General features: G+C 73.3%; 20 protein-coding genes and 2 tRNA genes. 13 read left to right on the top strand and 9 right to left on the bottom strand.

The features are described from left to right. Positions 1–36 precede the first annotated feature (36 nt). Entirely contained in the window at positions 37–1,041 is a 1,005-nt protein-coding gene (locus tag Ae717Ps2_RS03560) for a PDZ domain-containing protein (RefSeq protein ID WP_083695605.1), read from the bottom strand. A gap of 268 nt (positions 1,042–1,309) precedes the next feature. On the opposite strand from Ae717Ps2_RS03560, the gene Ae717Ps2_RS03565 reads away from it, so the two are divergent. From Ae717Ps2_RS03565 to Ae717Ps2_RS03575, 3 genes are all read left to right on the top strand, one after another. After that, the gene (locus Ae717Ps2_RS03565) at positions 1,310–4,231 is read left to right on the top strand and encodes a UPF0182 family protein (RefSeq protein ID WP_075334155.1); all 2,922 of its coding nucleotides are present in this window, start codon (positions 1,310–1,312) and stop codon (positions 4,229–4,231) included. Between the two features lie 104 nt (positions 4,232–4,335). Then, positions 4,336–4,412: transfer RNA gene (locus Ae717Ps2_RS03570), tRNA-Met, on the top strand. A gap of 162 nt (positions 4,413–4,574) precedes the next feature. Beyond that, positions 4,575–4,651: transfer RNA gene (locus Ae717Ps2_RS03575), tRNA-Met, on the top strand. Positions 4,652–4,694: 43 nt separating this feature from the next. Here the strand turns inward: Ae717Ps2_RS03575 and Ae717Ps2_RS03580 are convergent. Beyond that, a complete protein-coding gene (locus Ae717Ps2_RS03580; RefSeq protein ID WP_075308074.1) occupies positions 4,695–5,273 on the bottom strand; it encodes a dihydrofolate reductase family protein in 579 nt (192 codons plus the stop codon). Between the two features lie 88 nt (positions 5,274–5,361). On the opposite strand from Ae717Ps2_RS03580, the gene Ae717Ps2_RS03585 reads away from it, so the two are divergent. Further along, a complete protein-coding gene (locus Ae717Ps2_RS03585; RefSeq protein ID WP_075308072.1) occupies positions 5,362–5,964 on the top strand; it encodes a TetR/AcrR family transcriptional regulator in 603 nt (200 codons plus the stop codon). On the opposite strand, the gene Ae717Ps2_RS03590 is transcribed toward Ae717Ps2_RS03585, so the two are convergent. Beyond that, the gene (locus Ae717Ps2_RS03590; RefSeq protein ID WP_020621771.1) at positions 5,931–6,533 is read right to left on the bottom strand and encodes a class I SAM-dependent methyltransferase; all 603 of its coding nucleotides are present in this window, start codon (positions 6,531–6,533) and stop codon (positions 5,931–5,933) included. The two genes, Ae717Ps2_RS03585 and Ae717Ps2_RS03590, sit on opposite strands and share 34 nt — an antisense overlap. 33 nt (positions 6,534–6,566) lie before the next feature. Between Ae717Ps2_RS03590 and Ae717Ps2_RS03595 the strand changes: the two genes are divergently transcribed. Beyond that, on the top strand, positions 6,567–6,794 hold the full coding sequence (locus Ae717Ps2_RS03595) for an RNA-binding S4 domain-containing protein (RefSeq protein WP_075308070.1): 228 nt from the start codon (positions 6,567–6,569) through the stop codon (positions 6,792–6,794). Positions 6,795–6,797: 3 nt separating this feature from the next. Here the strand turns inward: Ae717Ps2_RS03595 and Ae717Ps2_RS38820 are convergent, their stop codons facing one another. The 3 genes from Ae717Ps2_RS38820 to Ae717Ps2_RS35950 all read right to left on the bottom strand — a co-directional run bounded on the left by Ae717Ps2_RS38820 (position 6,798) and on the right by Ae717Ps2_RS35950 (position 9,806). After that, positions 6,798–7,814: an SGNH hydrolase domain-containing protein gene (locus Ae717Ps2_RS38820; protein WP_233147429.1), complete on the bottom strand. Its 1,017-nt coding sequence runs from the start codon at positions 7,812–7,814 to the stop codon at positions 6,798–6,800. After that, complete coding sequence (locus Ae717Ps2_RS38825) at positions 7,811–8,851, bottom strand: acyltransferase (RefSeq protein WP_233147430.1); 1,041 nt, start codon at positions 8,849–8,851, stop codon at positions 7,811–7,813. Before Ae717Ps2_RS38825 ends, Ae717Ps2_RS38820 begins: the two co-directional genes overlap by 4 nt. A 118-nt stretch (positions 8,852–8,969) precedes the next feature. Then, a complete protein-coding gene (locus Ae717Ps2_RS35950; RefSeq protein WP_083695606.1) occupies positions 8,970–9,806 on the bottom strand; it encodes a transglycosylase SLT domain-containing protein in 837 nt (278 codons plus the stop codon). Positions 9,807–10,245: 439 nt separating this feature from the next. Here Ae717Ps2_RS35950 and soxR point away from each other — a divergent pair, with 439 nt between their 5' ends. After that, on the top strand, positions 10,246–10,716 hold the full coding sequence (soxR, locus tag Ae717Ps2_RS03610; RefSeq protein ID WP_020621777.1) for a redox-sensitive transcriptional activator SoxR: 471 nt from the start codon (positions 10,246–10,248) through the stop codon (positions 10,714–10,716). Between the two features lie 52 nt (positions 10,717–10,768). Then, positions 10,769–11,533 (top strand): tyrosine-protein phosphatase, encoded by a 765-nt coding sequence (locus tag Ae717Ps2_RS03615; RefSeq protein ID WP_060713116.1) that lies wholly within the window; start codon positions 10,769–10,771, stop codon positions 11,531–11,533. 6 nt (positions 11,534–11,539) lie between these two features. On the opposite strand, the gene Ae717Ps2_RS03620 is transcribed toward Ae717Ps2_RS03615, so the two are convergent. After that, a complete protein-coding gene (locus Ae717Ps2_RS03620; RefSeq protein WP_020621779.1) occupies positions 11,540–11,932 on the bottom strand; it encodes a hypothetical protein in 393 nt (130 codons plus the stop codon). 7 nt (positions 11,933–11,939) lie between these two features. Then, positions 11,940–12,182: a hypothetical protein gene (locus Ae717Ps2_RS03625; RefSeq protein ID WP_020621780.1), complete on the bottom strand. Its 243-nt coding sequence runs from the start codon at positions 12,180–12,182 to the stop codon at positions 11,940–11,942. 125 nt (positions 12,183–12,307) lie between these two features. Between Ae717Ps2_RS03625 and Ae717Ps2_RS03630 the strand changes: the two genes are divergently transcribed. The 5 genes from Ae717Ps2_RS03630 to Ae717Ps2_RS03650 all read left to right on the top strand — a co-directional run bounded on the left by Ae717Ps2_RS03630 (position 12,308) and on the right by Ae717Ps2_RS03650 (position 17,094). Beyond that, positions 12,308–13,480 carry an acyl-CoA dehydrogenase family protein gene (locus Ae717Ps2_RS03630; protein ID WP_075333015.1) on the top strand — a complete coding sequence of 391 codons (1,173 nt, stop codon included), beginning with the start codon at positions 12,308–12,310 and terminating at the stop codon, positions 13,478–13,480. A 19-nt stretch (positions 13,481–13,499) separates the two neighbouring features. Beyond that, the gene (locus tag Ae717Ps2_RS03635) at positions 13,500–14,528 is read left to right on the top strand and encodes an acyl-CoA dehydrogenase family protein (RefSeq protein ID WP_075333016.1); all 1,029 of its coding nucleotides are present in this window, start codon (positions 13,500–13,502) and stop codon (positions 14,526–14,528) included. A 159-nt stretch (positions 14,529–14,687) separates the two neighbouring features. Beyond that, on the top strand, positions 14,688–15,197 hold the full coding sequence (locus Ae717Ps2_RS03640) for a helix-turn-helix transcriptional regulator (protein WP_020621783.1): 510 nt from the start codon (positions 14,688–14,690) through the stop codon (positions 15,195–15,197). Positions 15,198–15,229: 32 nt separating this feature from the next. Then, positions 15,230–16,336, top strand: a complete 1,107-nt coding sequence (prfB, locus tag Ae717Ps2_RS03645; protein WP_060713113.1) for a peptide chain release factor 2 — start codon at positions 15,230–15,232, stop codon at positions 16,334–16,336. Continuing rightward, positions 16,333–17,094: a hypothetical protein gene (locus Ae717Ps2_RS03650; RefSeq protein ID WP_075308060.1), complete on the top strand. Its 762-nt coding sequence runs from the start codon at positions 16,333–16,335 to the stop codon at positions 17,092–17,094. Before prfB ends, Ae717Ps2_RS03650 begins: the two co-directional genes overlap by 4 nt. Before the next feature lie 290 nt (positions 17,095–17,384). Here Ae717Ps2_RS03650 and Ae717Ps2_RS03655 read toward each other — a convergent pair whose 3' ends face one another. Continuing rightward, positions 17,385–18,605, bottom strand: coding sequence for a multidrug effflux MFS transporter (locus tag Ae717Ps2_RS03655; RefSeq protein WP_075308058.1), 1,221 nt, complete (start codon positions 18,603–18,605; stop codon positions 17,385–17,387). A 65-nt stretch (positions 18,606–18,670) separates the two neighbouring features. Here Ae717Ps2_RS03655 and Ae717Ps2_RS03660 point away from each other — a divergent pair, with 65 nt between their 5' ends. After that, on the top strand, positions 18,671–19,153 hold the full coding sequence (locus Ae717Ps2_RS03660; protein ID WP_020625917.1) for a MarR family winged helix-turn-helix transcriptional regulator: 483 nt from the start codon (positions 18,671–18,673) through the stop codon (positions 19,151–19,153). Positions 19,154–19,178 lie beyond the last annotated feature (25 nt).

Below are 19,178 nucleotides of genomic sequence, written 5' to 3' on the forward strand. Positions count from 1 at the left end.
TGGTGGGGCCGTGTTCGCTGTGGGCGGACCGGGGAACTAGGAGCATCCGGCGGGCGTACCGCCGGTGTCGAGGGTGGTCAGCGCGCCGACCGCCTCGTCGAGGGTCCCGACCCGCACCAGCTGCAGCCCGTCGGGTGCGTCCTCGGCGGCCTCGGCGCAGTTCGCGGCCGGCACCAGGAACGTCTGCGCGCCGACCTCGCGGGCCTTCAGCATCTTGAACCGGATGCCGCTGATCGGGCCGACCCGGCCCTCCGCGTCGATGGTGCCGGTGCCGGCGACGAACCGGCCGCCGGTCAGCGGGCCCGGGGTCAGCTTGTCGACCAGCGCCAGACTGAACATGAGGCCGGCCGAGGGGCCGCCGACGTCGCCCAGGGAGATGGTCAGCTTCTGCCCCTCGGCGGGCGAGGTGGCCGGGGTGATGCCCAGGAAGGCCCGCGCCGGGTCGTCCGGGTGGGCGGCCGGGGTGACGGTGACCCGGCTCGGCGCGGCGTCCCCGCGCCGGATCGTGAGCGTGACCGGCTCCCCGGGGCGCGCGGCGCCCATCGCGTCGAGCAGCCCCTGGACCGAGGTCACCGGGGTCGCGCCGACGGCGCGGATCTCGTCGCCCGGCTCCAGCACCCCCGCCGACGGCGAGCCGGGGGTCAGCGCGCCGACCGTGACCCGGGTCGGCAGGTGGAGGTGGTTCAGCGCCGCGGCCTCGGCGTTCGCGATCGAGCCGTCGAACTCCTGCTGGTTGGCCTGCGTGACCTGCTCGGTGGACTCGCCGGGCGGGTACAGCGACCAGCGCGGCGCGAGCCGGTAGGTGCCCGAGGCCCACATGCCCAGGGCCCGCAGCGTCGAGATCCCGTCGGTGACGCCGACGGTGGTCATGTTCAGGTGCCCGGTCGTCGGGTAGGTCGGCAGCCCCTCCGCCGACACCACGGGCGTGCCGTCCACCTCGCCGAGGGTGTCGAACGTGGGCCCGGGCCCGAGGGCGACGACCGGCGCGGGGACCACCGTCCCGACCGCGGTGAGGGCCAGCAGCACGAGGACCGCGGTCACCCACGTCGAAGATCGAACGCCCACGGGACGGAACCCTACGATCGTGCGACGGCGGGGGTGCGCCCGACCCCGGTCCGTCCTGCGACGATGCGGGTCGGGGTGCCGGTGCCGAGCTGCCCGATGTGTCGTTTTCGTCCCGACACGCCGGGACCCGACGGCGACTTCACCGAACCTCCGTACAGTTGCCCTCGGAGAACCGTGCCGTCACCCCAGCCGGCCGCGCTCTCCACGTGTCGTACCCGAACTGTGGAGTGTGCCCGTGTCGTCCATGCGGCCCCCTGTGGGAGCGCCGTCGCTGACCCGCCGAACCCGGATCCTGCTGGTCGCCGCGGGCGTCCTCGTAGTGCTTCTGCTCGGTGGCTCGCGGCTGTTGAACTTCTACGTCGACTACCTGTGGTTCGGCGAGGTCGGTTTCCGGAGCGTCCAGCTCACCCGGCTGTTCACCCAGATCGTGCTCTTCGGGGTCGTGGCCCTGGTGGTGGGTGGTCTGGTCGCGCTGACGCTGTGGCTGGCCTACCGGTACCGCCCGGTCTTCGTGCCGGTGTCCGGCCCCGAGGACCCGGTCGCGCGCTACCGGACCACGATCATCCAGCGCCTGCGCCTGTTCGCCGTCGGCGTGCCGGTCGTGATCGGGCTGATCGCCGGTCTCTCGGCGCCGGCGCAGTGGGAGACCGTGCAGATGTTCCTGCACGGCACCCCGTTCGGCCGGGCCGATCCCGAGTTCGGCAACGACATCGGGTTCTACGCCTTCACCCTGCCGTTCCTGCGGATGAGCCTGAACTGGTTGTTCGTCGCCGTCGCGATCTGCTTCGTGCTCGCGCTGGTGACCCACTACATCTTCGGCGGCATCCGGCTGTCGGGCCGCTCCGGCTTCGTCTCCACCGCCGCGCGGGCCCAGCTCGCCGTGCTCGCCGGGGTGTTCGTGCTGCTCAAGGCCGTCGCCTACTGGTTCGACCGCTACGACCTGCTGTGGTCCAACCGGAACGCGCAGACGTTCTACGGCGCCACCTACACCGACCTCAACGCGGTCCTGCCCGCCAAGCTGATCCTGCTGGTCATCGCGGTGATCTGTGCGCTGGCGTTCTTCGTCGCGGCGTTCCGCCAGAACCTGCAGATCCCGGCCGTCGCCGTGGTCATGCTCGTCGTGTCCTCGATCCTGGTCGGAACGGCGTTCCCGCTGGTGCTGCAGCAGTTCGTCGTCGCACCCAACGCGAACGTCAACGAGGCCCCGTCGATCGAACGCAACATCGCGGCGACCCGGGACGCCTTCGGCATCGGGCCGGACAAGGTCGACATCACGCCCTACGCGGGCACGTCGGAGGCCACACCGGCCCAGGTCCGGGCCGACACCGACACCATCCCCAACATCCGGCTGCTCGACCCGGGCAAGCTCAACCGCACGTTCACCCAGCTCCAGCAGCGACGGAACTTCTACGGGTTCTCGCCCAACCTGGACATCGACCGCTACACCGTCGGCGGCCAGACCCGCGACTACATCGTCGCGGCGCGCGAGATGAACGCCAACGGCCTGGTCAACAATCAGCAGGACTGGATCAACCGGCACCTGGTCTACACCCACGGCAACGGGATCGTGGCCGCGCCGGCGAACCAGGTGAACGAGGCGCTGGAGGACGCGGGCGGCTCCGGCGGCCTGCCGAACTTCCAGGTCTCCGACACCCAGCAGCAGGGCTTCGTGCCCGTCCAGCAGCCCCGCATCTACTACGGCGAGCTGCTCGACAACCAGTACTCGATCGTCGGCGCCGAGCCGGGCACCCCGCCGCGGGAGTACGACTCCGACGAGGCGCAGTACACCTACACCGGGGCCGGCGGCGTCCCGATCGGCGGGCTGTTCAACCGCACGGTGTTCGCGCTGGCCTACGGCGAGCGGAACATCCTGTTCAACAACTCGATCAACGCCGACTCGAAGATCATGTACGTCCGGAACCCGCGGGACCGCGTGCAGGCGGTGGCCCCGTGGCTGACGCTGGACAACGACCCGTATCCGGCCGTCGTCGACGGGCGGGTGCAGTGGATCATCGACGGCTACACCACGCTGCAGAACTTCCCCTACGCCGAGCGCGTGCAGCTGGGTGACGCCACGTCGGACTCGCGGCTCGGGCCGAACGGCCAGCAGCTGCCGAACGACACGATCAGCTACCTGCGCAACTCGGTGAAGGCCACCGTCGACGCCTACGACGGCACCGTGAAGCTCTACGCCTTCGACGAGACCGACCCGGTCCTGCAGACCTGGGAGAAGGCGTTCCCGGGCACGGTCGAGCCGCGCTCGGCGATCACCCCGGACCTGCAGGCCCACCTGCGCTACCCGGAGGACCAGTTCAAGGTCCAGCGTGAGCTGCTGACCCGCTACCACGTCGACGACCCGAACGAGTTCTTCTCCACCGTGTCGTTCTGGGACGTCCCGTCCGACCCGACCGTGCAGGGCGGCAACGGCGGCAGCCAGGACGCGCAGCCCCCGTACTACATCTACGCGGGGCTGCCGGGGCAGGAGGGCGCGTCGTTCCAGCTGACCAGTGCGCTGGTCAGCCTGCGGCGGCAGTTCCTCGCCTCCTACGTCTCGGCCAGCTCGGACCCCGACACCTACGGGAAGCTGACCGTGCTGCAGCTGCCGAACGAGACCCAGACGCTCGGCCCGCAGCAGGTCCAGGCCCGGTTCCTCGGCTCGCCCGAGGTGTCGTCGGAGCTGAACCTGCTACGGCAGAACCAGACCACGATCGACTACGGCAACCTGCTGACGCTGCCGGTGGCCGGTGGTCTGCTCTACGTCGAGCCGGTCTACATCGAGCGTGCGGGCGGGCAGGACAACTCGACCTACCCGCAGCTGGCCCGCGTCCTGGTGTTCTACGGCGACCGGCTCGGCTACGACGCGAGCCTGTCCCGGGCTCTCGACGAGGTGTTCGGCGCCGGCGCCGGTGCCGCCGCCGGCGGAGCCGCCCCGACGACCGGGCAGCCCGGCCGGCCGACGACGCCCACGACCCCGACCACGCCGAACGGTCAGGGCGCCCAGACCCCGGCGGCACCCAATGCGGCGCAGGCGACCGCGGCACAGCAGATCCGCACGGCGTTGAACGACCTCAAGGCGGCCCAGCGGTCCGGTGACTTCGCCAAGCAGGGCGAGGCGCTGGCGGCGCTGGACCGTGCGGTCGCGGCGTTCCAGAGCGCCGGCGGCTGATCGCGGCTGGTCCTCGTCGGGCCGGACCCCCCTGCGGGTGGGGTCCGGCCCGGCGTGTAGGGTTGTGCCTACAACACAGACGGAATGCACGCGGTTCCGTTCGGCGCGGGGTGGAGCAGCTCGGTAGCTCGCTGGGCTCATAACCCAGAGGTCGCAGGTTCGAATCCTGCCCCCGCTACCACTCACGAAGGCCCCCGAGGACACCTCGGGGGCCTTCGTCGTTGCGAGGTCCCCGGACACCGGAACCGACCCCCCCCGAGGGGCCGGTGAACGTCCGGTGTACGGTGGGGACACACCACAGAGGTGAGACAACACAGACGGGACCGCACGCGGTCCCGGACGGCGCGGGGTGGAGCAGCTCGGTAGCTCGCTGGGCTCATAACCCAGAGGTCGCAGGTTCGAATCCTGCCCCCGCTACCACTCACGAAGGCCCCCGGGGGACACCCCGGGGGCCTTCGTCCTGTCAGGGGGTCCGCGCGTACTCGGCGACGACCACGCCCGAGCGGTACGGCGTCGACCGCACCAGCTCCCAGGACCGCGGGTGGTACCCGCCGGCGTCGTCGAACAGGGACTTGCCCGCCCCGAGGACGACCGGGTTCATCTTGAGCACCAGCCGGTCGATCTCGCCCGCCAGCGCGGTCGCGAGCCGCCCGCCCCCGCAGAGCCAGATGTCGGCGCCGTCGCGGCGTCTCAGCTCGCGGACGAGCTCCACCGGGTCGCGCCCGGTCAGGGTGATCCCGGCGGGCACCGCGTCGGCGGGGCGGCTGCGGGACAGGACGTACTGCTCCAGGTGCGGATACGGGTCGACGGTGACCGACAGGCCTGCGGCATAGGTGTTCCACCCCATCAGCACGGTGTCGAAGCGGGTGTTGTCCGCGGTCAGCCCGAGCATCTCCAGCCCGACGGCCGGGATCGTGTCGGTCCAGTCGCGCAGGATCATGTCGATGTGGTCGCCGGTCTGCGGGAAGGCGTCGAAGGTGTCGTCGGGGGCCGCGATGCGGCCGTCGAGCGACACCGCGACGTAGTAGACGAGCTCACGCACGGGCAGACCTCCGGGGTCGATCAACCACGACTGCTGTCGTGGTTGATCGAAAGTACAACAGGCGTCGTGGTTCGTCTACGGTGCCCGTATGGCACGCAACGACGACCGCAGGCAGCGGCTGGCCGACGCCGGGCTGGCCGTGCTGGCCCGCGAGGGCGCCCGGGGGCTGACCCACCGCGCGCTGGACCGGGAGGCCGGTGTCCCGACCGGCACGGCGTCGAACTACTTCCGGACCCGCGCCGAGCTCGTCCGTGCGCTGGCCGACCGGATCGGGCAGCGGCTGGCGCCGGACCCGGAGACCGTCGCCGGGCTGCGGGCGGGGGAGGCGGGGCCTGCGATGTTCGCCGACCACATCCGCGACGTCGTGCGCCGGCTCGGCGCCGAACCCGAGGTGACGCTGGCGCTGTTCGAGCTGCGCCTGGAGGCCGCCCGGCGGCCGGAGGTCGCCGAGGTCATGGGGGAGTGGCTGCGCGCGGCGTTCGCCGGCGACGTCGCCTACAACCGGGCCGCGGGGCTGCCCGGCGGGCCCGCGGAGATCGCGCTGTTCCACTACGCGGTCGACGGCCTGCTCCTGGACCGGCTGACCCTGTCCATCGACCCGGACACCCCGACCGACGCCGTCGTCGACGCGCTCGTCGACGGTCTGCTCCCGCCCGCTCAGGGCGCCGGTGCGACCTCCAGCACCCGATAGCCGCGCTCGGAGGCGAGCCGGGTCGTCGGGAAGCCCTGCTCGTCGCTCAGCCACCGTTGCAGCGAGTCCGAGCCCAGGTTCTTCGCCACCACCAGGTAGGCCCGTCCGTCGGGGAGGAGCCGCGGGAGCCAGCGCAGCAGCAGCTCGTGCAGCGCGGCCTTGCCCGAGCGGATCGGGGGGTTGGAGTAGATCCCGGCGAAGGTCACGTCGTCGGGAACCTCCTCGGGCCGGCAGGCGGTCACGTTGCCCAGCCCGGCCGCCTCGGCGTTCTCCCGGGTGAGGCCCAGCGCGCGCTCGTTGAGGTCCACCGCCCACACGGGCAGCCGACGGCGCCGGCTGGCCAGCGTGAGCGCGATGGGGCCGTAGCCGCAGCCGACGTCGAGCAGCGGCCCGCGGACCGGCGGCATCGGCGCGGTGTCGAGCAGCACCTTCGTCCCGCGGTCGAGGCGGCTGTGCGAGAACACCCCGGTGTCGGTCACCAGCGACAGATCCACGTCGGAGGTGTGCAGGCGCACCGACCCGCGGTGGCTCGCGACGGACGGCGTGGCGCTGAAGTAGTGGTCACCCACGCCGGGTGATGCTACGGCGGGGACACTGGGTGCATGTCGACACCACAGCCGATCCCCGAGGACGTCCCCATCCGTGAGGAGCCGATCCGGATCGGCCAGTTCCTCAAGCTCGCCGGACTGGCCGAGGACGGCGCGGACGCCCGCGAGATCCTCGAGGCGCGCGAGGTCACCGTCAACGGGGCGCCGGAGCACCGTCGTGGCGCCCAGCTCCGCCGTGGCGACGTCGTCTCGGTGGCCGGGCGGAGCCTCCGCCCGGCCTGAGGCTCACCAGCCGAGGTGGTCGAAGGCCGTCGACAGGGTGGGGGCGAGGGTCTCGGCGTAGGTCGCGGTCAGGTGGTTGTCGTCCATGTAGACGAGCACGTTGCCCACCTCGCTGCGGCAGAGCGCCGGGTCGCAGATGCCGTCGGACACGTCGGCGAACACCACGTTCGGCGGGACGCCCGGGACCACCGACCACGGCGGGTACGGCTGGTACAGCGTGTGCCGGTCGACGTCGCAGTCCGGTGCGCCCCGGCCCTGCGTGGCGACGCAGTCGACCACGTTGAAGTCGAACCGCGGGTTGTCGCGGACCGCGACGACCGGGATCCCGGCCGCGTCGAGCCGCTGCCAGGCCTGCACGAACCCCTCGGGGGTCTGCTCGTGCAGCCCGGGACGCACGTCGCGACTGGCGAGGGTCAGGACGGCGTCGGGGTGCATCTCGACCAGCTGGTCGTGCACCGCGGCGTTCCAGTCGGTGCAGCCCTGGTCGTCGGCGACGGTCTCCGAGCGCACCGACATCGGGCAGGCCCCGCGGAACATGCCCACCATCGACCAGTTGCGCTGCTCGGCGATCACCGCGAGCGCGGCGGCGTACTGCTGGGCGTGCGAGTCGCCGACCACGGCGACCGTCCGCTCCGAGGTCTCCGGGTCCGGCGCGGGCACCGTGCAGACCTCCAGCTCCGCGCCGTGCTCGGACGGCCCGCAGTCCCAGCTGGTGCCGTGGTAGCTCCAGTCGTCGGGCGCCTGCACCAGCGACGGGGTCAGCTCGGCGTCGGCCGGGTCGAGCGAGGCGAGGTCGAACTGCGGGGACAGCGCCCCCGCGCCAGGGTGCGACGGCGAGCCCGCCAGCACCGGCGTCGACGCCCGCGCGGTGGCCAGCCCGTACCAGGACCCCGCGGCGACGAGCACCGTCAGCGCCAGCACCCCGCCGGTGCGCAGCGCGCGGCGTACGTCGAGCGCGGCGACCCGCTGCTCGACGAACCGGTGGGTCAGCCAGGCCAGCACGAACGACACCGCGATCACGGCGGCGCCTGCTCCAGGTCCAGTCGGTCCTGCCCGGTGCGCACCAGCGTGAGCGTCAGGATCGGCCAGTGCCACAGGTACAGCGGGAACGAGAGGTCGCCGATCGTGCGCAGCACCCGTCCCGACAGCAGGTGGTCGACGCCGAACCGGTGCCCGGACCGCCCGGCGACCAGCACCATCGCCGCGGCCAGCGTCGGCCAGAGCGCGGCCCAGCCGGGGAACGCGCGGTCCACCTGCAGCAGGATCCCGCAGGAGACCAGCGCGACCACGCCGCCCCAGCCGAGCACGGCGCGGGTGCCGGGGGTCAGCTCCGGCCGGTCCTCGATCCGGGAGATCCACAGCGCCAGCAGCCCGCCGAGCGCGAACTCCCAGATCCGCGTCGCGGAGTGGAAGTAGGCCAGCGGCTGGTTCACCAGCGTCAGGTACCCCGAGTACGCGAACGACGCCCCGCCGACGGCGAGCAGTGTGCCGGTGAGCCGGCGGTGCAGGTCGGCCCCGTCCCGCCGGGTCGCGATCGCGACGCCGGCCACGACCAGCGGCGCGAGCAGGTAGAACTGGCCCTGGATGGACAGCGACCAGAAGTGCTGGACGATGCTCGCCGCGTTGTCGCGGGCCGCGTAGTCGACCGAGTTGTGCGCCAGCTCCCAGTTCTGCAGGAACAGCAGCGACGCGACCGTCTCCCGGACGGTCGGCATCCACCGGTTCTCCGGCAGCAGCCAGAACCCGGCCACCACCCCCGCGGTCAGGACCACCGTCATCGCCGGCAGGAGCCGGGAGAACTGCCGTCGCCAGGTGGCGAGCACGTCGATCCCGCCCCGCGCCGCGGCCCGGTACAGGCCACCGGTGATGAGGAAGCCGGTGATCAGGAAGAACACGTCGACGCCGCCGGAGACCCGGCCGACCCAGACGTGGTAGACGACCACCAGCAGCACCGCCAGGGCGCGCAGGCCCTGCAGCTCCGGACGGAACCGGGAACGCGTGGCACCGCCGGCGGTCGTTCCGGTGCGGGCGGCGGGTGCTCCACCGGGAGACGTCACGAGTGGCAGCTCCTCGTTCGGCACGGTCGGGTAAAGGAAAGTTTACGTCCCGGCCGCTCAACGACGACGGCGGTCACCGGGTTCCCCCGGTGACCGCCGTCATGGGTCAGGGTGTCGCTCAGTATCCGATGTATCCGCCGTGGCTGCCGACCCGGCCACCCGCGTCGAGCGTGTCGATGCCGTAGCGGTCGATCATGTACCGGACGCCCGCGGTGATGTTCGCGATCGGGTCGGTGATCGACCGGTCCGCGAAGTCCGGGTGCACGTAGGCCGCGAACGTCGAGGGGATGACCTGCATGAGGCCCTCGGACGGGTTGCCGGCCGCGGCGTTGGAGTCCCAGTTGTTGATGGCGTTGGGGTTGCCGTTGGACTCCTTGAGGATGATCCGCTTGAGCCCGGCCGCGTAGGACTGGGACAGCCCCATGTGGTCCAGGGCCTCGGCGATCCAGCCGTCCAGCCCGCCCTTGGCGACGATCGCGTCGATCCGGGCCTTCTCGGCTGCGCGCGCCTGCTCGGCCGCGGCGGCCTTGGCGTGCTCGGCGGCGATCTTCGTCGCGATCTCGTGCGCCTTGCCCAGCGACGCGAGGTCGGCGTCGGCGGCGGGGGCCGCGGACTGCAGCGTGCCCGACGCGGCGGACGACTGGACGAAGGAGACCGGGCTGAAGAAGCCGGAGGTCGAGCCGTCGGTGGCCTTCGTGGCGGACGGGATGTTCGCGGAGTACGCGGCCAGCGTCGTCGCGGCGGTGGTGCCGCCCTCCTCGGCGTCGGCCTGCGCGGAGGTCCCGTCCAGAGTGGTCGGGACGATCGCGGCGAACGCGCCGGAGGCGAGCACGCCGAACGCGGCGCCGGTGGCGGCCGTGCGGGTGCCCGCACGCCGTGCGGCGTGCGCGGGGCCACCGTGCCGCGGCGAGCGGAGGGACGGCGCAGCGGCCGTTGCTGCGGGTGTGGTCGCCACGGATCGGGGGAACCCGTGGTGGCCACCGGGGGAGCGGTGTCCGGTCAAGGAAACGCCTTTCAGATCACGGACGGCACCGCGCACGAACGGCCGGGTCGGGGGTCCCGGGTGAGCCGGTCGGGGAGTCCGGCTCCAGCCCGCTCGTGATCGGGCCGTGATGACTGGGGACAACCGTAGAGGCCCCCGCCCCGGGGGTCCAGCACCGGGGTTGTCGGTCGCCGCGCGACAGGCACCGTTCACCGGTTTCGTGATCTTGAGCGTGTGCGCGAGGCAACCCGATGGACGGTGCAACCCGGCCGACGGACGGTGGTCTCCGCAGGTGGCGGGCAGGCGACGAACGGCGCAATACTTGAGTTGGCTCAAGGTTTTCACGGGCCGTCCCCGTGCGCGGAGCGGCGCGCGGGGACGGCCGCGGCGGGGTGGCGGACGGGGGACGGGGATGGACACGGGCGACCTGTTGACCATCGGGGAGATCGTCGAGCGCAGCGGGTTCCCGCACTCGGCGCTGCGCTACTACGAGCGCGAGGGGCTGATCTCCGCGACCCGGACCTCGGGCAACCAGCGCCGCTACCGGCGCAGTGTGCTGCGCAGGCTCGCGTTCGTCCGGGCGGCCCGGTCCATCGGGATCGGGCTGGAGGAGGTCCGTACCGCCCTCGACGCGCTCCCCGCCGACCGCACACCGACCCGGTCGGACTGGGCGCGGCTGTCGCGGTCCTGGCGCGGCAGGCTCGACGAGCAGATCGAGGCGCTGACCGCCCTGCGCGACGGCCTCGACGGCTGCATCGGCTGCGGCTGCCTGTCGATGACGACCTGCCGTCTGGTCAACCCCGACGACGCCGCCGCCGCGTACGGCGACGGCGCCCGGACGCTGCCCGCCGCGCTGCGTCGCCCGCCGGTGCACGGCCGGTGAACCCTGGGTCGCGACCGCTGCCGTGGCGGGCCGGGATGCCTAACCTGGGGTCGTGACCGATCTCGTACCGGACCGTTGGTTGACCGTCGACGGCCTCGCCAACGCCCGTGACGTCGGCGGCCTCCCGCTCGACGGCGGGGGCCGCGTCCGCACCGGCGTCCTGCTGCGCACCGAGTCCCTGGAGGGGCTGGGCCCGGCCGCCGTCGCGTACCTCACCGACGAGCTGGGCGTGGTCCAGGTGCTGGACCTGCGCACCGACCGCGAGCGCACGACCTACGGCCTCGGTGCGCTCGCCGACGCCGGGGTGCCGGTGCACCGGCTCAGCTTCATCCCCGAGACCGGCATCGCGCTGCCGGAGACCGGGGACGCCCACGCGGCGCTCGACCCGATGCTCGGCCACTACCTCGCCTACCTGGAGGGCCGGGGGGAGTACGTCGTCGACGGGGTCCGCCGGATCGCGGCCCTGGACTCCGGCACGACCGTCGTCCACTGTGCCGCGGGCAAGGACCGCACCGGGGTGCTCGTCGCGCTGGTGTGCGCCGCGGTCGGGGTGCCGCGGGAGGAGATCACCGCCGACTACGCGCTGTCCGCGACCCGGATCGACGCCCTGTTCGAGAAGTGGACGACCGCCTCCGGCGAGCCCATGCCGCCCGCCGACGAGCTCGACCGGCACCGCCCGCGGGCCGAGGTCATGGCCGAGTTCCTGCGGCTGCTCGACGAGCGCCACGGCGGCCCGGTCGGCTGGCTGCAGGAGAACGGCCTCACCGACGACGAGCTGGCGCGCCTGCGGGCCCGGCTGCGCGAGGAGAGTGCCTGAGCACCCTCAGGGCAGCTCCTCGATCGGCACCATCGGGTCGAGCTTGCGCAGCGACCCCGGGTCCCCGGTCACCGCGGGCCAGCCCCGGCGCCGGGCGGCGGTGACGACCTGGCCGGTCACGATGTCGTCGAGCCCCTGGGAGGCGAGCAGCAGCCCGGCCTCCTGGGCGCTCTCCGGGGAGAGCTCGTGGATCACGGTGTTCGGCAGGCCCAGTAGGACCTGCAACGCGGCGTGGTGCTCGGCGTCGACCATCGACCAGGCGCGGCCGAGGGCGGCGCTGGGCACCGCGAGCACGATGTTCTCCTCCACCGCGGCCCACACCAGGGCGCGCATGTAGACGGGACGACCGGTCGCGAAGGCCGCCAGAGCCGAGGCATCGAGGACGCGTCCGCCGATCATCGCGGGCTCAGCCGACGGCCACGGGCGGAACCGGGCGCAGCGAACGGCGCGCGGCATCCAGCTCGTCGGCCGGCGGGGGACCGCCGTAGAGGTCCGCGAGGGTGGCCAGGGAACGGTCCCGGTCCTGCCGTGCCTGCACGGCTTCCGCCACGTAGGCGGACAGGCTCGCCGCCGATCCGCGGGACACCGCGTCCCTCGCCTCTGCCACCAGCTCGGCCGGCAGCGTGACCGTCACCCGCTCGCTGCGCATACCGGAATGGTACTCCGCGCATACCGCCACCGGCCACGGGCACGCCGTGGGAAGCAGGTTACCGGCGGGTATGGAAGGCTCCGGGGCGGGACAGTGCCGACCTCACACGCAGAACGGGTGCATCCATGGACCTGACCTTCACCCCCGCCGAGGAGGAGTTCCGCGAGGAACTGCGCTCCTGGCTCCGCGCCCACATCCCCGACGAGTGGACCCGCCCCGGGTTCTGGGAGTCACTGGAGGACTCCGAGAGCTTCCGGCTGCGGCGCGACTGGGAGCGGGACAAGGCCGACGCCGGGTTCGCCGGCATCCAGTGGCCCGTCGAGTACGGCGGTCGCGGCGGCACCCCCGGCATGAAGGCCATCTACGACGAGGAGACCGTCCGCGCCCAGGCGCCGCGCACGGTCAACCCGCTCGGCCTGACCTTCCTCGCGCCGACGGTCATGGCGATCGGCACCGACGCGCAGAAGAAGGAGATCATCGGCCCGCTGCTGCGCAACGAGGTCGTGTGGTGCCAGGGCTTCTCCGAGCCCGGCGCCGGCTCCGACCTCGCCGCGCTGTCCACCAAGGGCGTCCGCGACGGCGACGACTTCCTCGTCAACGGACAGAAGGTCTGGACCACCAACGCCGTGCACGGCGACAAGATCTTCACCCTGGTCCGCACCGAGGCCGGGTCGGAGAAGCACCGCGGCATCTCGATGCTGCTGATCGACATGAACCAGCCCGGCGTCACCGCGCGGCCGCTGCGCCAGATGAGCGGGGCCAGCGAGTTCGGCGAGGTGTTCTTCGACGACGCCCGCGTCCCGGTCACCGACTGCCTCGGCGAGATCGGCGACGGCTGGCGCACCGCGATGCTGCTGCTGTCCTTCGAGCGCGGCGCGTCCGGCATCTCCCAGTACACCGAGTTCCGTCGTCAGTACGACGAGATCGCCGCCGTCGCGCGGAAGCTGGGCCGTGCCGACGACCCGGTGATCCGCGACGACCTGGCCCGCGTCCTGACCGAGCTGGAGTGCCTGAGGCTGCACTCGATGCACGTGCTCACCCAGGTCGAGCAGGGCCGCGACCTCGGCTTCGAGGCGTCGATGACCAAGCTGCAGTGGTCCGAGGCGTTCCAGGACCTCTGGGAGGTCTACGACCGGATCCTCGGCGAGGACGCCACGCTGGACGCCCTGCCCGACGGCACCGACCTGCGTCCGCTGCACGCCCAGGCCATGTGGTCGCGCTCGGTCACGATCTGGGGCGGCTCGTCCCAGGTGCAGCGCAACGTCACCGCCGAGCGCGTGCTCGGCCTGCCCCGCTGATCCGCAGGAGGAGCCACCGATGTTCTTCGCACTCACCTCCGACCAGCAGGAGTTCGGCGCCGCGGTGCGCGACTACCTGGCGCAGCGGTTCGACCTCGCCGCCGTGCGGACGGTCGTCGAGAACCCGTCCGACGACGGCAACCCGGCGTCGCTGTGGCGCGCGGCCGGCGAGCAGGGTTGGACCGCGGTCACCGTCGACGAGGACCACGACGGCCTCGGTCTCGGCCTGGTCGAGGCCCAGGTGATCGCCCGCGCGCTCGGGGCGGGCGTCGCGCCCGGCCCGTGGCGCGGCACCGTGCTGGCCGCCGACGCGATCCGGCTCGCCGGCTCCGACGAGCAGAAGGCGGCCTGGCTGCCGAAGCTCGCCGCGGGCGAGGCGGTCGGCGCGTTCACCACCCGGGGCAGCGCCGCGACCGGTCTGCCGGTGGTGGAGTACGGCGCCCTGGCCGACGTCGTCGTCGCGCCGGCCGAGGACGGCCTGCCCGGGCTGGCGCTGGTCACCGGAGCCACGGCGTCGCCGGTCGGCAGCTACGACGGCACCACCCGGCTCGCGTCGTGCAGCGGCGGGACCGCCGAGGCGCTGCCCGGCACCACCGTCGAGCTGCAGCGGCTGCTCACCGACCGGGCGACCGTGCTGGTCGCCGCGGACCTGGTGGGCATCGCCCGCGAGGCGCTGACCCGCACCGTCGCCTACGACCGCGAGCGCACCCAGTTCGGTGTGCCCGTCGGGTCGTTCCAGGCGCTCAAGCACGCGCTGGCCGACCTGCACGTCGGGGTCACGATGGCCGAGCACGCGGCGCTCTACGCCGCGCACGCGGTGGACACCGGGCTCGACGACGCCGAGCTCGCCGTCGCCGTCGCCAAGGCCAAGAGCAGCGACGTGGCGCTCCAGACGACCGCGGCGATGATCCAGTTCCACGGTGGCATCGGCTACACCTGGGAGCACGAGGCGCACTTCTTCTACAAGCGCGCCAAGCGGCTCGCCGGCCAGTACGGCGACGTCGCCGTCTCCCGCGAGCGGATCGCCTCCCTGACCGTCGGCGCCTGACCCGTCCACGGGCCGCGCTTCGTCCGGCCCGGCCCGCTCACCGCGGCCGGGCCGGAGGCCGGCGCGAGGCCGGCGCGAGGCCACAGTGCACGCCGTCTGCTCAGGGCGGATGTGCGCTGTGGACTCGCGCGCCCGGCCCGGACGTGGGACCGTCGGACGATGGCACCCGTCACACCGGTCAACGCCACCGCCGCCGCTCTCCTCGGCCTGCTCCACGGAGGGCCGATGACCGGCGGGCAGCTGGTGGCAGCGGCCGGTGAGCGGTTCGGGCTGTTCTTCTCCGTCACCCGCAGCCAGGTCTACCGCGAGCTGCCCGCGTTGACCGAGGAGGCGCTGCTGCGTCTGGGCAAGCAGGGCCCGCGGGCCAGCCAGCAGTACGTGATCACCGCGGCGGGCAAGCGGTCGTTCAAGCACTGGCTCGCCACCGGCGGCGACGCCGACGCCGTCCGCAGCCCGCTGGTGCTGCGGCTGCTGCACGCGGGGACGCTGACGGTCAAGCAGCGCACCGAGCTGGTCGCGGCCGCCCGTGAGGCCTACGCCGAGCGGCTCGCGGTGGCGCGTGCCGCCGCCCGCGCGACCGACGACCCCTACGGCCGCCCGGTCGCGGACTTCGCCGTCGCCCACACCCGGGCGATGATCAAGCTGATCGACGCGATCCCCCAGGACTGAACCGGGGCGCACCCCGCGTACCCTCGACCGTTGTGAACTCCGACGTCCAGGCCGACCTGAAGGACCTCGACACCACGCTGTCCAGCATCGAGGCCGTCGCCGACGTGCCCCGGCTGCGCCAGGAGATCGAGGAACTGTCCGAGCAGGCGGGCCGGCCGGACCTCTGGGACGACGTCGACGCCGCCCAGCAGATCACCAGCCGGCTGGCCTATGCCCAGGGCGACCTGCGCCGGCTGGACGACCTGCGCCGCCGGCTCGACGACCTGCCCGTGCTCTACGAGCTCGCCGAGGACGAGGGCGACGAGTCCGCGGTCGCCGACGCCGACGCCGAGCGCGCGAAGCTCCGCAGCGAGATCTCCTCGCTGGAGGTCCGCACGCTGCTCTCGGGCGAGTACGACGAGCGCGAGGCCCTGGTGACCATCCGCTCGGAGGCGGGCGGGGTCGACGCCGCCGACTTCGCCGAGATGCTGCTGCGCATGTACCTGCGCTGGGCCGAGCGGCACGGCTACGGCACCGACGTCTACGAGACGTCCTACGCCGAGGAGGCCGGCATCAAGTCGGCCACCTTCGCCGTCCACGCCCCGTACGCGTTCGGGACGCTGTCGGTCGAGGCCGGCACCCACCGCCTCGTGCGGATCTCGCCGTTCGACAACCAGGGCCGGCGCCAGACGTCGTTCGCCGGTGTCGAGGTGGCCCCGGTCGTCGAGACCTCCGACCACATCGAGATCGACGAGAAGGACCTGCGGGTCGACGTGTTCCGCGCCTCCGGGCCCGGCGGTCAGGGCGTCAACACCACCGACTCCGCGGTCCGGCTGACCCACATCCCGTCCGGGATCGTCGTCGCCTGCCAGAACGAGCGCTCCCAGCTGCAGAACAAGGCCTCGGCGATGGCCGTGCTGCAGGCGAAGCTGCTGGAGAAGCGGCGCCAGGAGGAGCGCGAGCTGCGCGACTCGTTCAAGGAGGCCGGGTCCTCCTGGGGCAACCAGATGCGCAACTACGTGCTGCACCCGTACCAGCTGGTGAAGGACCTGCGCACCGAGCACGAGGAGGGCAACCCCTCGCAGGTGCTCGACGGCCAGATCGACGAGTTCATCGAGGCCGGCATCCGCTGGCGCAAGCAGACCGAATCCGCCTCGTGAGCCGGGGTCGTCGCGCGGCCGCCGCCTGCGGCGCGCTCGTCCTGCTCGCGCTCGCCGGGTGCACCGGCGGTGCCCAGGAGCCTGCCGCGGACGGCGCCCCGCCCGCGGCCGTCGCCGCACCGTCGGCCCAGGACGCCGTGGCCGCGGCGGGCACCGCGCTCGTCGACGCCGGCTCGGCGCGGGTCGACGTCGAGCTGGACTCGGTCACCGGCCCGGTGCGTGCCTCCGGTCCCGCCCGCTTCACCCCGTTCGCCGCGGACCTCACCGTGGCCCTGGGCACCCGTGGCGCCCAGGTCAGGGTGCTCGACGACCGTGCCTGGGTCCGCTTCGGCGGGAGCGACCGCTGGCAGCCGCTGTCCACCGGGCTCGTCCCGGTCGGCGCCGTCGGCGGGATGCTGCACGCCGCCCCCGGCCTGCGCGACGTCGTCGCCGCGCCGGGGACCACCGACGTCGACGGCGTCGCCGCGACGACCTACACCGGGTCCGTGGACCTCGCCGCCGCACGGGCCGGTGCCCCGGACCCGGCGGTCGGGACCCGTCTCGACGAGCTCGCCGGGCTGGTCTCGCCGACCCCGCGGTTCACCGCCTGGCTCGGCGCCCCCGACGCCGCCCCCGCCGACCGCGGACGGCTGCTCCGGCTGCGTCTGGAGCCACAGGCCCCGGCCACCGGGACGCGGACAGCCGGTGCCGCCGTCCCGGGCGCGGTCACGGTCTCGTTCGCCGACCCCGGGCTGCCGGTGGAGATCACCGCCCCCTGACGACGCTCCCGCGTCCCGTCGTTCGCCCGCCTCGCGTCTCGTGCCTCGCGCCTCTTGCCTCGCGCGTCGCGGGGTGCGCGTCGCGGTCCGCGCCGCGCCCCGGGTCGGTCGCGGTGCGCCGAGATGCACCTCAGCGGGCCGCAGAGATCGACAACTCCCGCTGAGCTGCATCTCGGCGCGCGTCCGACGCGCGGCGGGACGGATCGGCGGTGCGGCGGGTCGGTCGGTGCGGCGGGTCGGCTCGGCCGGGCGGCGCGGCGGGGCGGTGCCGCGGGCGAGCCCGGGCGGGCTCAGTCGGCCGCGGTCGCCCCGCGGGTCAGGGCGGCGAGCGACACGGCGGAGAGCGCGGCCGCGGTCAGCATGGTCACGGCCATCGCCGTCGCGCTCGACCCGACCAGCGGCGAGACCAGGGCCCCGAGGCCGAACTGGGTGGCCCCCAGCAGGGCCGAGCCGGCCCCGGCGCGGTCACGGACCTCACCGGTGGCCAGCGCCGCGCTGTTGCCCATCACGAAGCCCAGCGTCGTCAGCGTCGCGAACAGCAGCACCAGCACCGGCCAGCGCGCCGCTCCCAGCAGCGCGACGACCAGCAGGGCCGCGCACAGCACCACCAGTCCGCCGACGGCCGTCACGAGCTGGCGCCGTGGGGCGATCCGCGCGGCGAGCCGGCCGCTGACGACGTTGCCCAGCACCAGGCCGGCCGCGTTCGCCCCGAAGGCGAGGGCGTACTGCGTCGTCGAGAGGCCGAGGGTCTGCTGCAGCACGAACGGCGACCCGGAGATGTAGGCGAACATCATCGAGAACGCCGTGGCGAAGGCCAGCACGTAGCCGACGTAGCGACGGCGGCGCAGGAGCGCGCCGACGTCGGCGAAGGTCCGTCGCACACCGCCGGTGCTGCGGGCCGTGACCGGCAACGTCTCGTGCACCGCGACCAGCGACGACACCAGCATCAGCAGGGCCAGCCCGGCCAGCACCACGAAGATGCCCCGCCAGCCGACGACCCCGCCGAGCGAGCTGCCGATCACCGGTGCCACCACCGGCGCGATCCCGTTGATCGCCATCATCAGTGAGAACAGCTGCGCGGTCCGCGCACCGGTGGTGCGGTCGGAGATCATCGCCCGGCTCAGCACCAGGCCGGCCGCCCCGCCGAAGCCCTGCAGGAACCGGGCGACGACGAGCACCGCGACCGACGGCGCGACCGCGCTCGCCAGGCACGCGACGAACAGCAGCACGGTGCCGGCGACGACCAGGCGTCGCCGCCCCCAGCTGTCCGAGAGCGGGCCGATCACCAGCTGCCCGACGGCCAGCCCCACCAGGAACGCGGTCAGGGTCAGCTGCGACGCCGACGCCGAGGTCCCCAGCTCGGCCGCCACCGTCGGCAGCACCGGCAGGTACATGTCGGTGGCCAGCGGCGCGACGGCCGTCAGCAGCGCGAGGACGCTGATCCACACGCCGTCCGGGACGGTGCGGCCCCGCACCGTCCTCGGCGCGGCCTGCTCGGTACCCACGGTCATGACTGTCCTCTCCTGTGACGATTACCTATGAAGGTATATATGACCTGTCGCGTAGTATCGCGTCTGTGACCGAGGTCAAGGAGCGTGACGACGACTGGGCGGCCATGGTGGACGCCGTGCACGACCTGTCGCGCGTGCTGCGGGCGGCGGGTGAGCACGCGGTCGGGCTGGACGCGATCACCGGGTCCGAGCACGAGGTCCTGCGGTGGGTCGCCGCGCGTCCCGGGCATCCCGTCTCGACGGTGGCGCGCGGGCTCGGCCTGCAGGCCAGCAACGTCAGCACCACCGTCCGATCGCTGGTCGAACGTGACCTCGTGGAGCGCCGGGCCGACCCGGCCGACGGTCGTCGTGCCCTGCTCCACCCCACGGCGCGGGCCGCCCGGCACCGGGAGCTGCTGGTCGCGGCCTGGTCGCGGCAGATCCGGGTTGCCCTCGACGACCTCGACGACGCCGACGCCGTCACGCTGCGGGCGGCGGCCCCGGCCCTGGACCGGCTCGCCGGTGCGCTCGACCCGTCGCGGGCCCCGGTCGTCGCCGGACCGGACTGACGGGCGTGTCGTCACCGCCCGTGCA

It is taken from the genome of Pseudonocardia sp. Ae717_Ps2, from assembly GCF_001932475.1.
Classification (GTDB): Bacteria; Actinomycetota; Actinomycetes; order Mycobacteriales; family Pseudonocardiaceae; genus Pseudonocardia.

What these genes read in the sequence shown, in the direction of transcription:
- Ae717Ps2_RS03565 (WP_075334155.1), top strand. Translation starts at nt 1,310, where the DNA reads ATGCGGCCCCCTGTGGGAGCGCCGTCGCTGACCCGCCGAACCCGGATC.
- Ae717Ps2_RS03585 (WP_075308072.1), top strand. Translation starts at nt 5,362, where the DNA reads ATGGCACGCAACGACGACCGCAGGCAGCGGCTGGCCGACGCCGGGCTG.
- Ae717Ps2_RS03595 (WP_075308070.1), top strand. Translation starts at nt 6,567, where the DNA reads ATGTCGACACCACAGCCGATCCCCGAGGACGTCCCCATCCGTGAGGAG.
- soxR (WP_020621777.1), top strand. Translation starts at nt 10,246, where the DNA reads ATGGACACGGGCGACCTGTTGACCATCGGGGAGATCGTCGAGCGCAGC.
- Ae717Ps2_RS03620 (WP_020621779.1), bottom strand. Translation starts at nt 11,932, where the DNA reads ATGATCGGCGGACGCGTCCTCGATGCCTCGGCTCTGGCGGCCTTCGCG.
- Ae717Ps2_RS03625 (WP_020621780.1), bottom strand. Translation starts at nt 12,182, where the DNA reads ATGCGCAGCGAGCGGGTGACGGTCACGCTGCCGGCCGAGCTGGTGGCA.
- Ae717Ps2_RS03630 (WP_075333015.1), top strand. Translation starts at nt 12,308, where the DNA reads ATGGACCTGACCTTCACCCCCGCCGAGGAGGAGTTCCGCGAGGAACTG.
- Ae717Ps2_RS03635 (WP_075333016.1), top strand. Translation starts at nt 13,500, where the DNA reads ATGTTCTTCGCACTCACCTCCGACCAGCAGGAGTTCGGCGCCGCGGTG.
- Ae717Ps2_RS03640 (WP_020621783.1), top strand. Translation starts at nt 14,688, where the DNA reads ATGGCACCCGTCACACCGGTCAACGCCACCGCCGCCGCTCTCCTCGGC.
- Ae717Ps2_RS03655 (WP_075308058.1), bottom strand. Translation starts at nt 18,605, where the DNA reads ATGACCGTGGGTACCGAGCAGGCCGCGCCGAGGACGGTGCGGGGCCGC.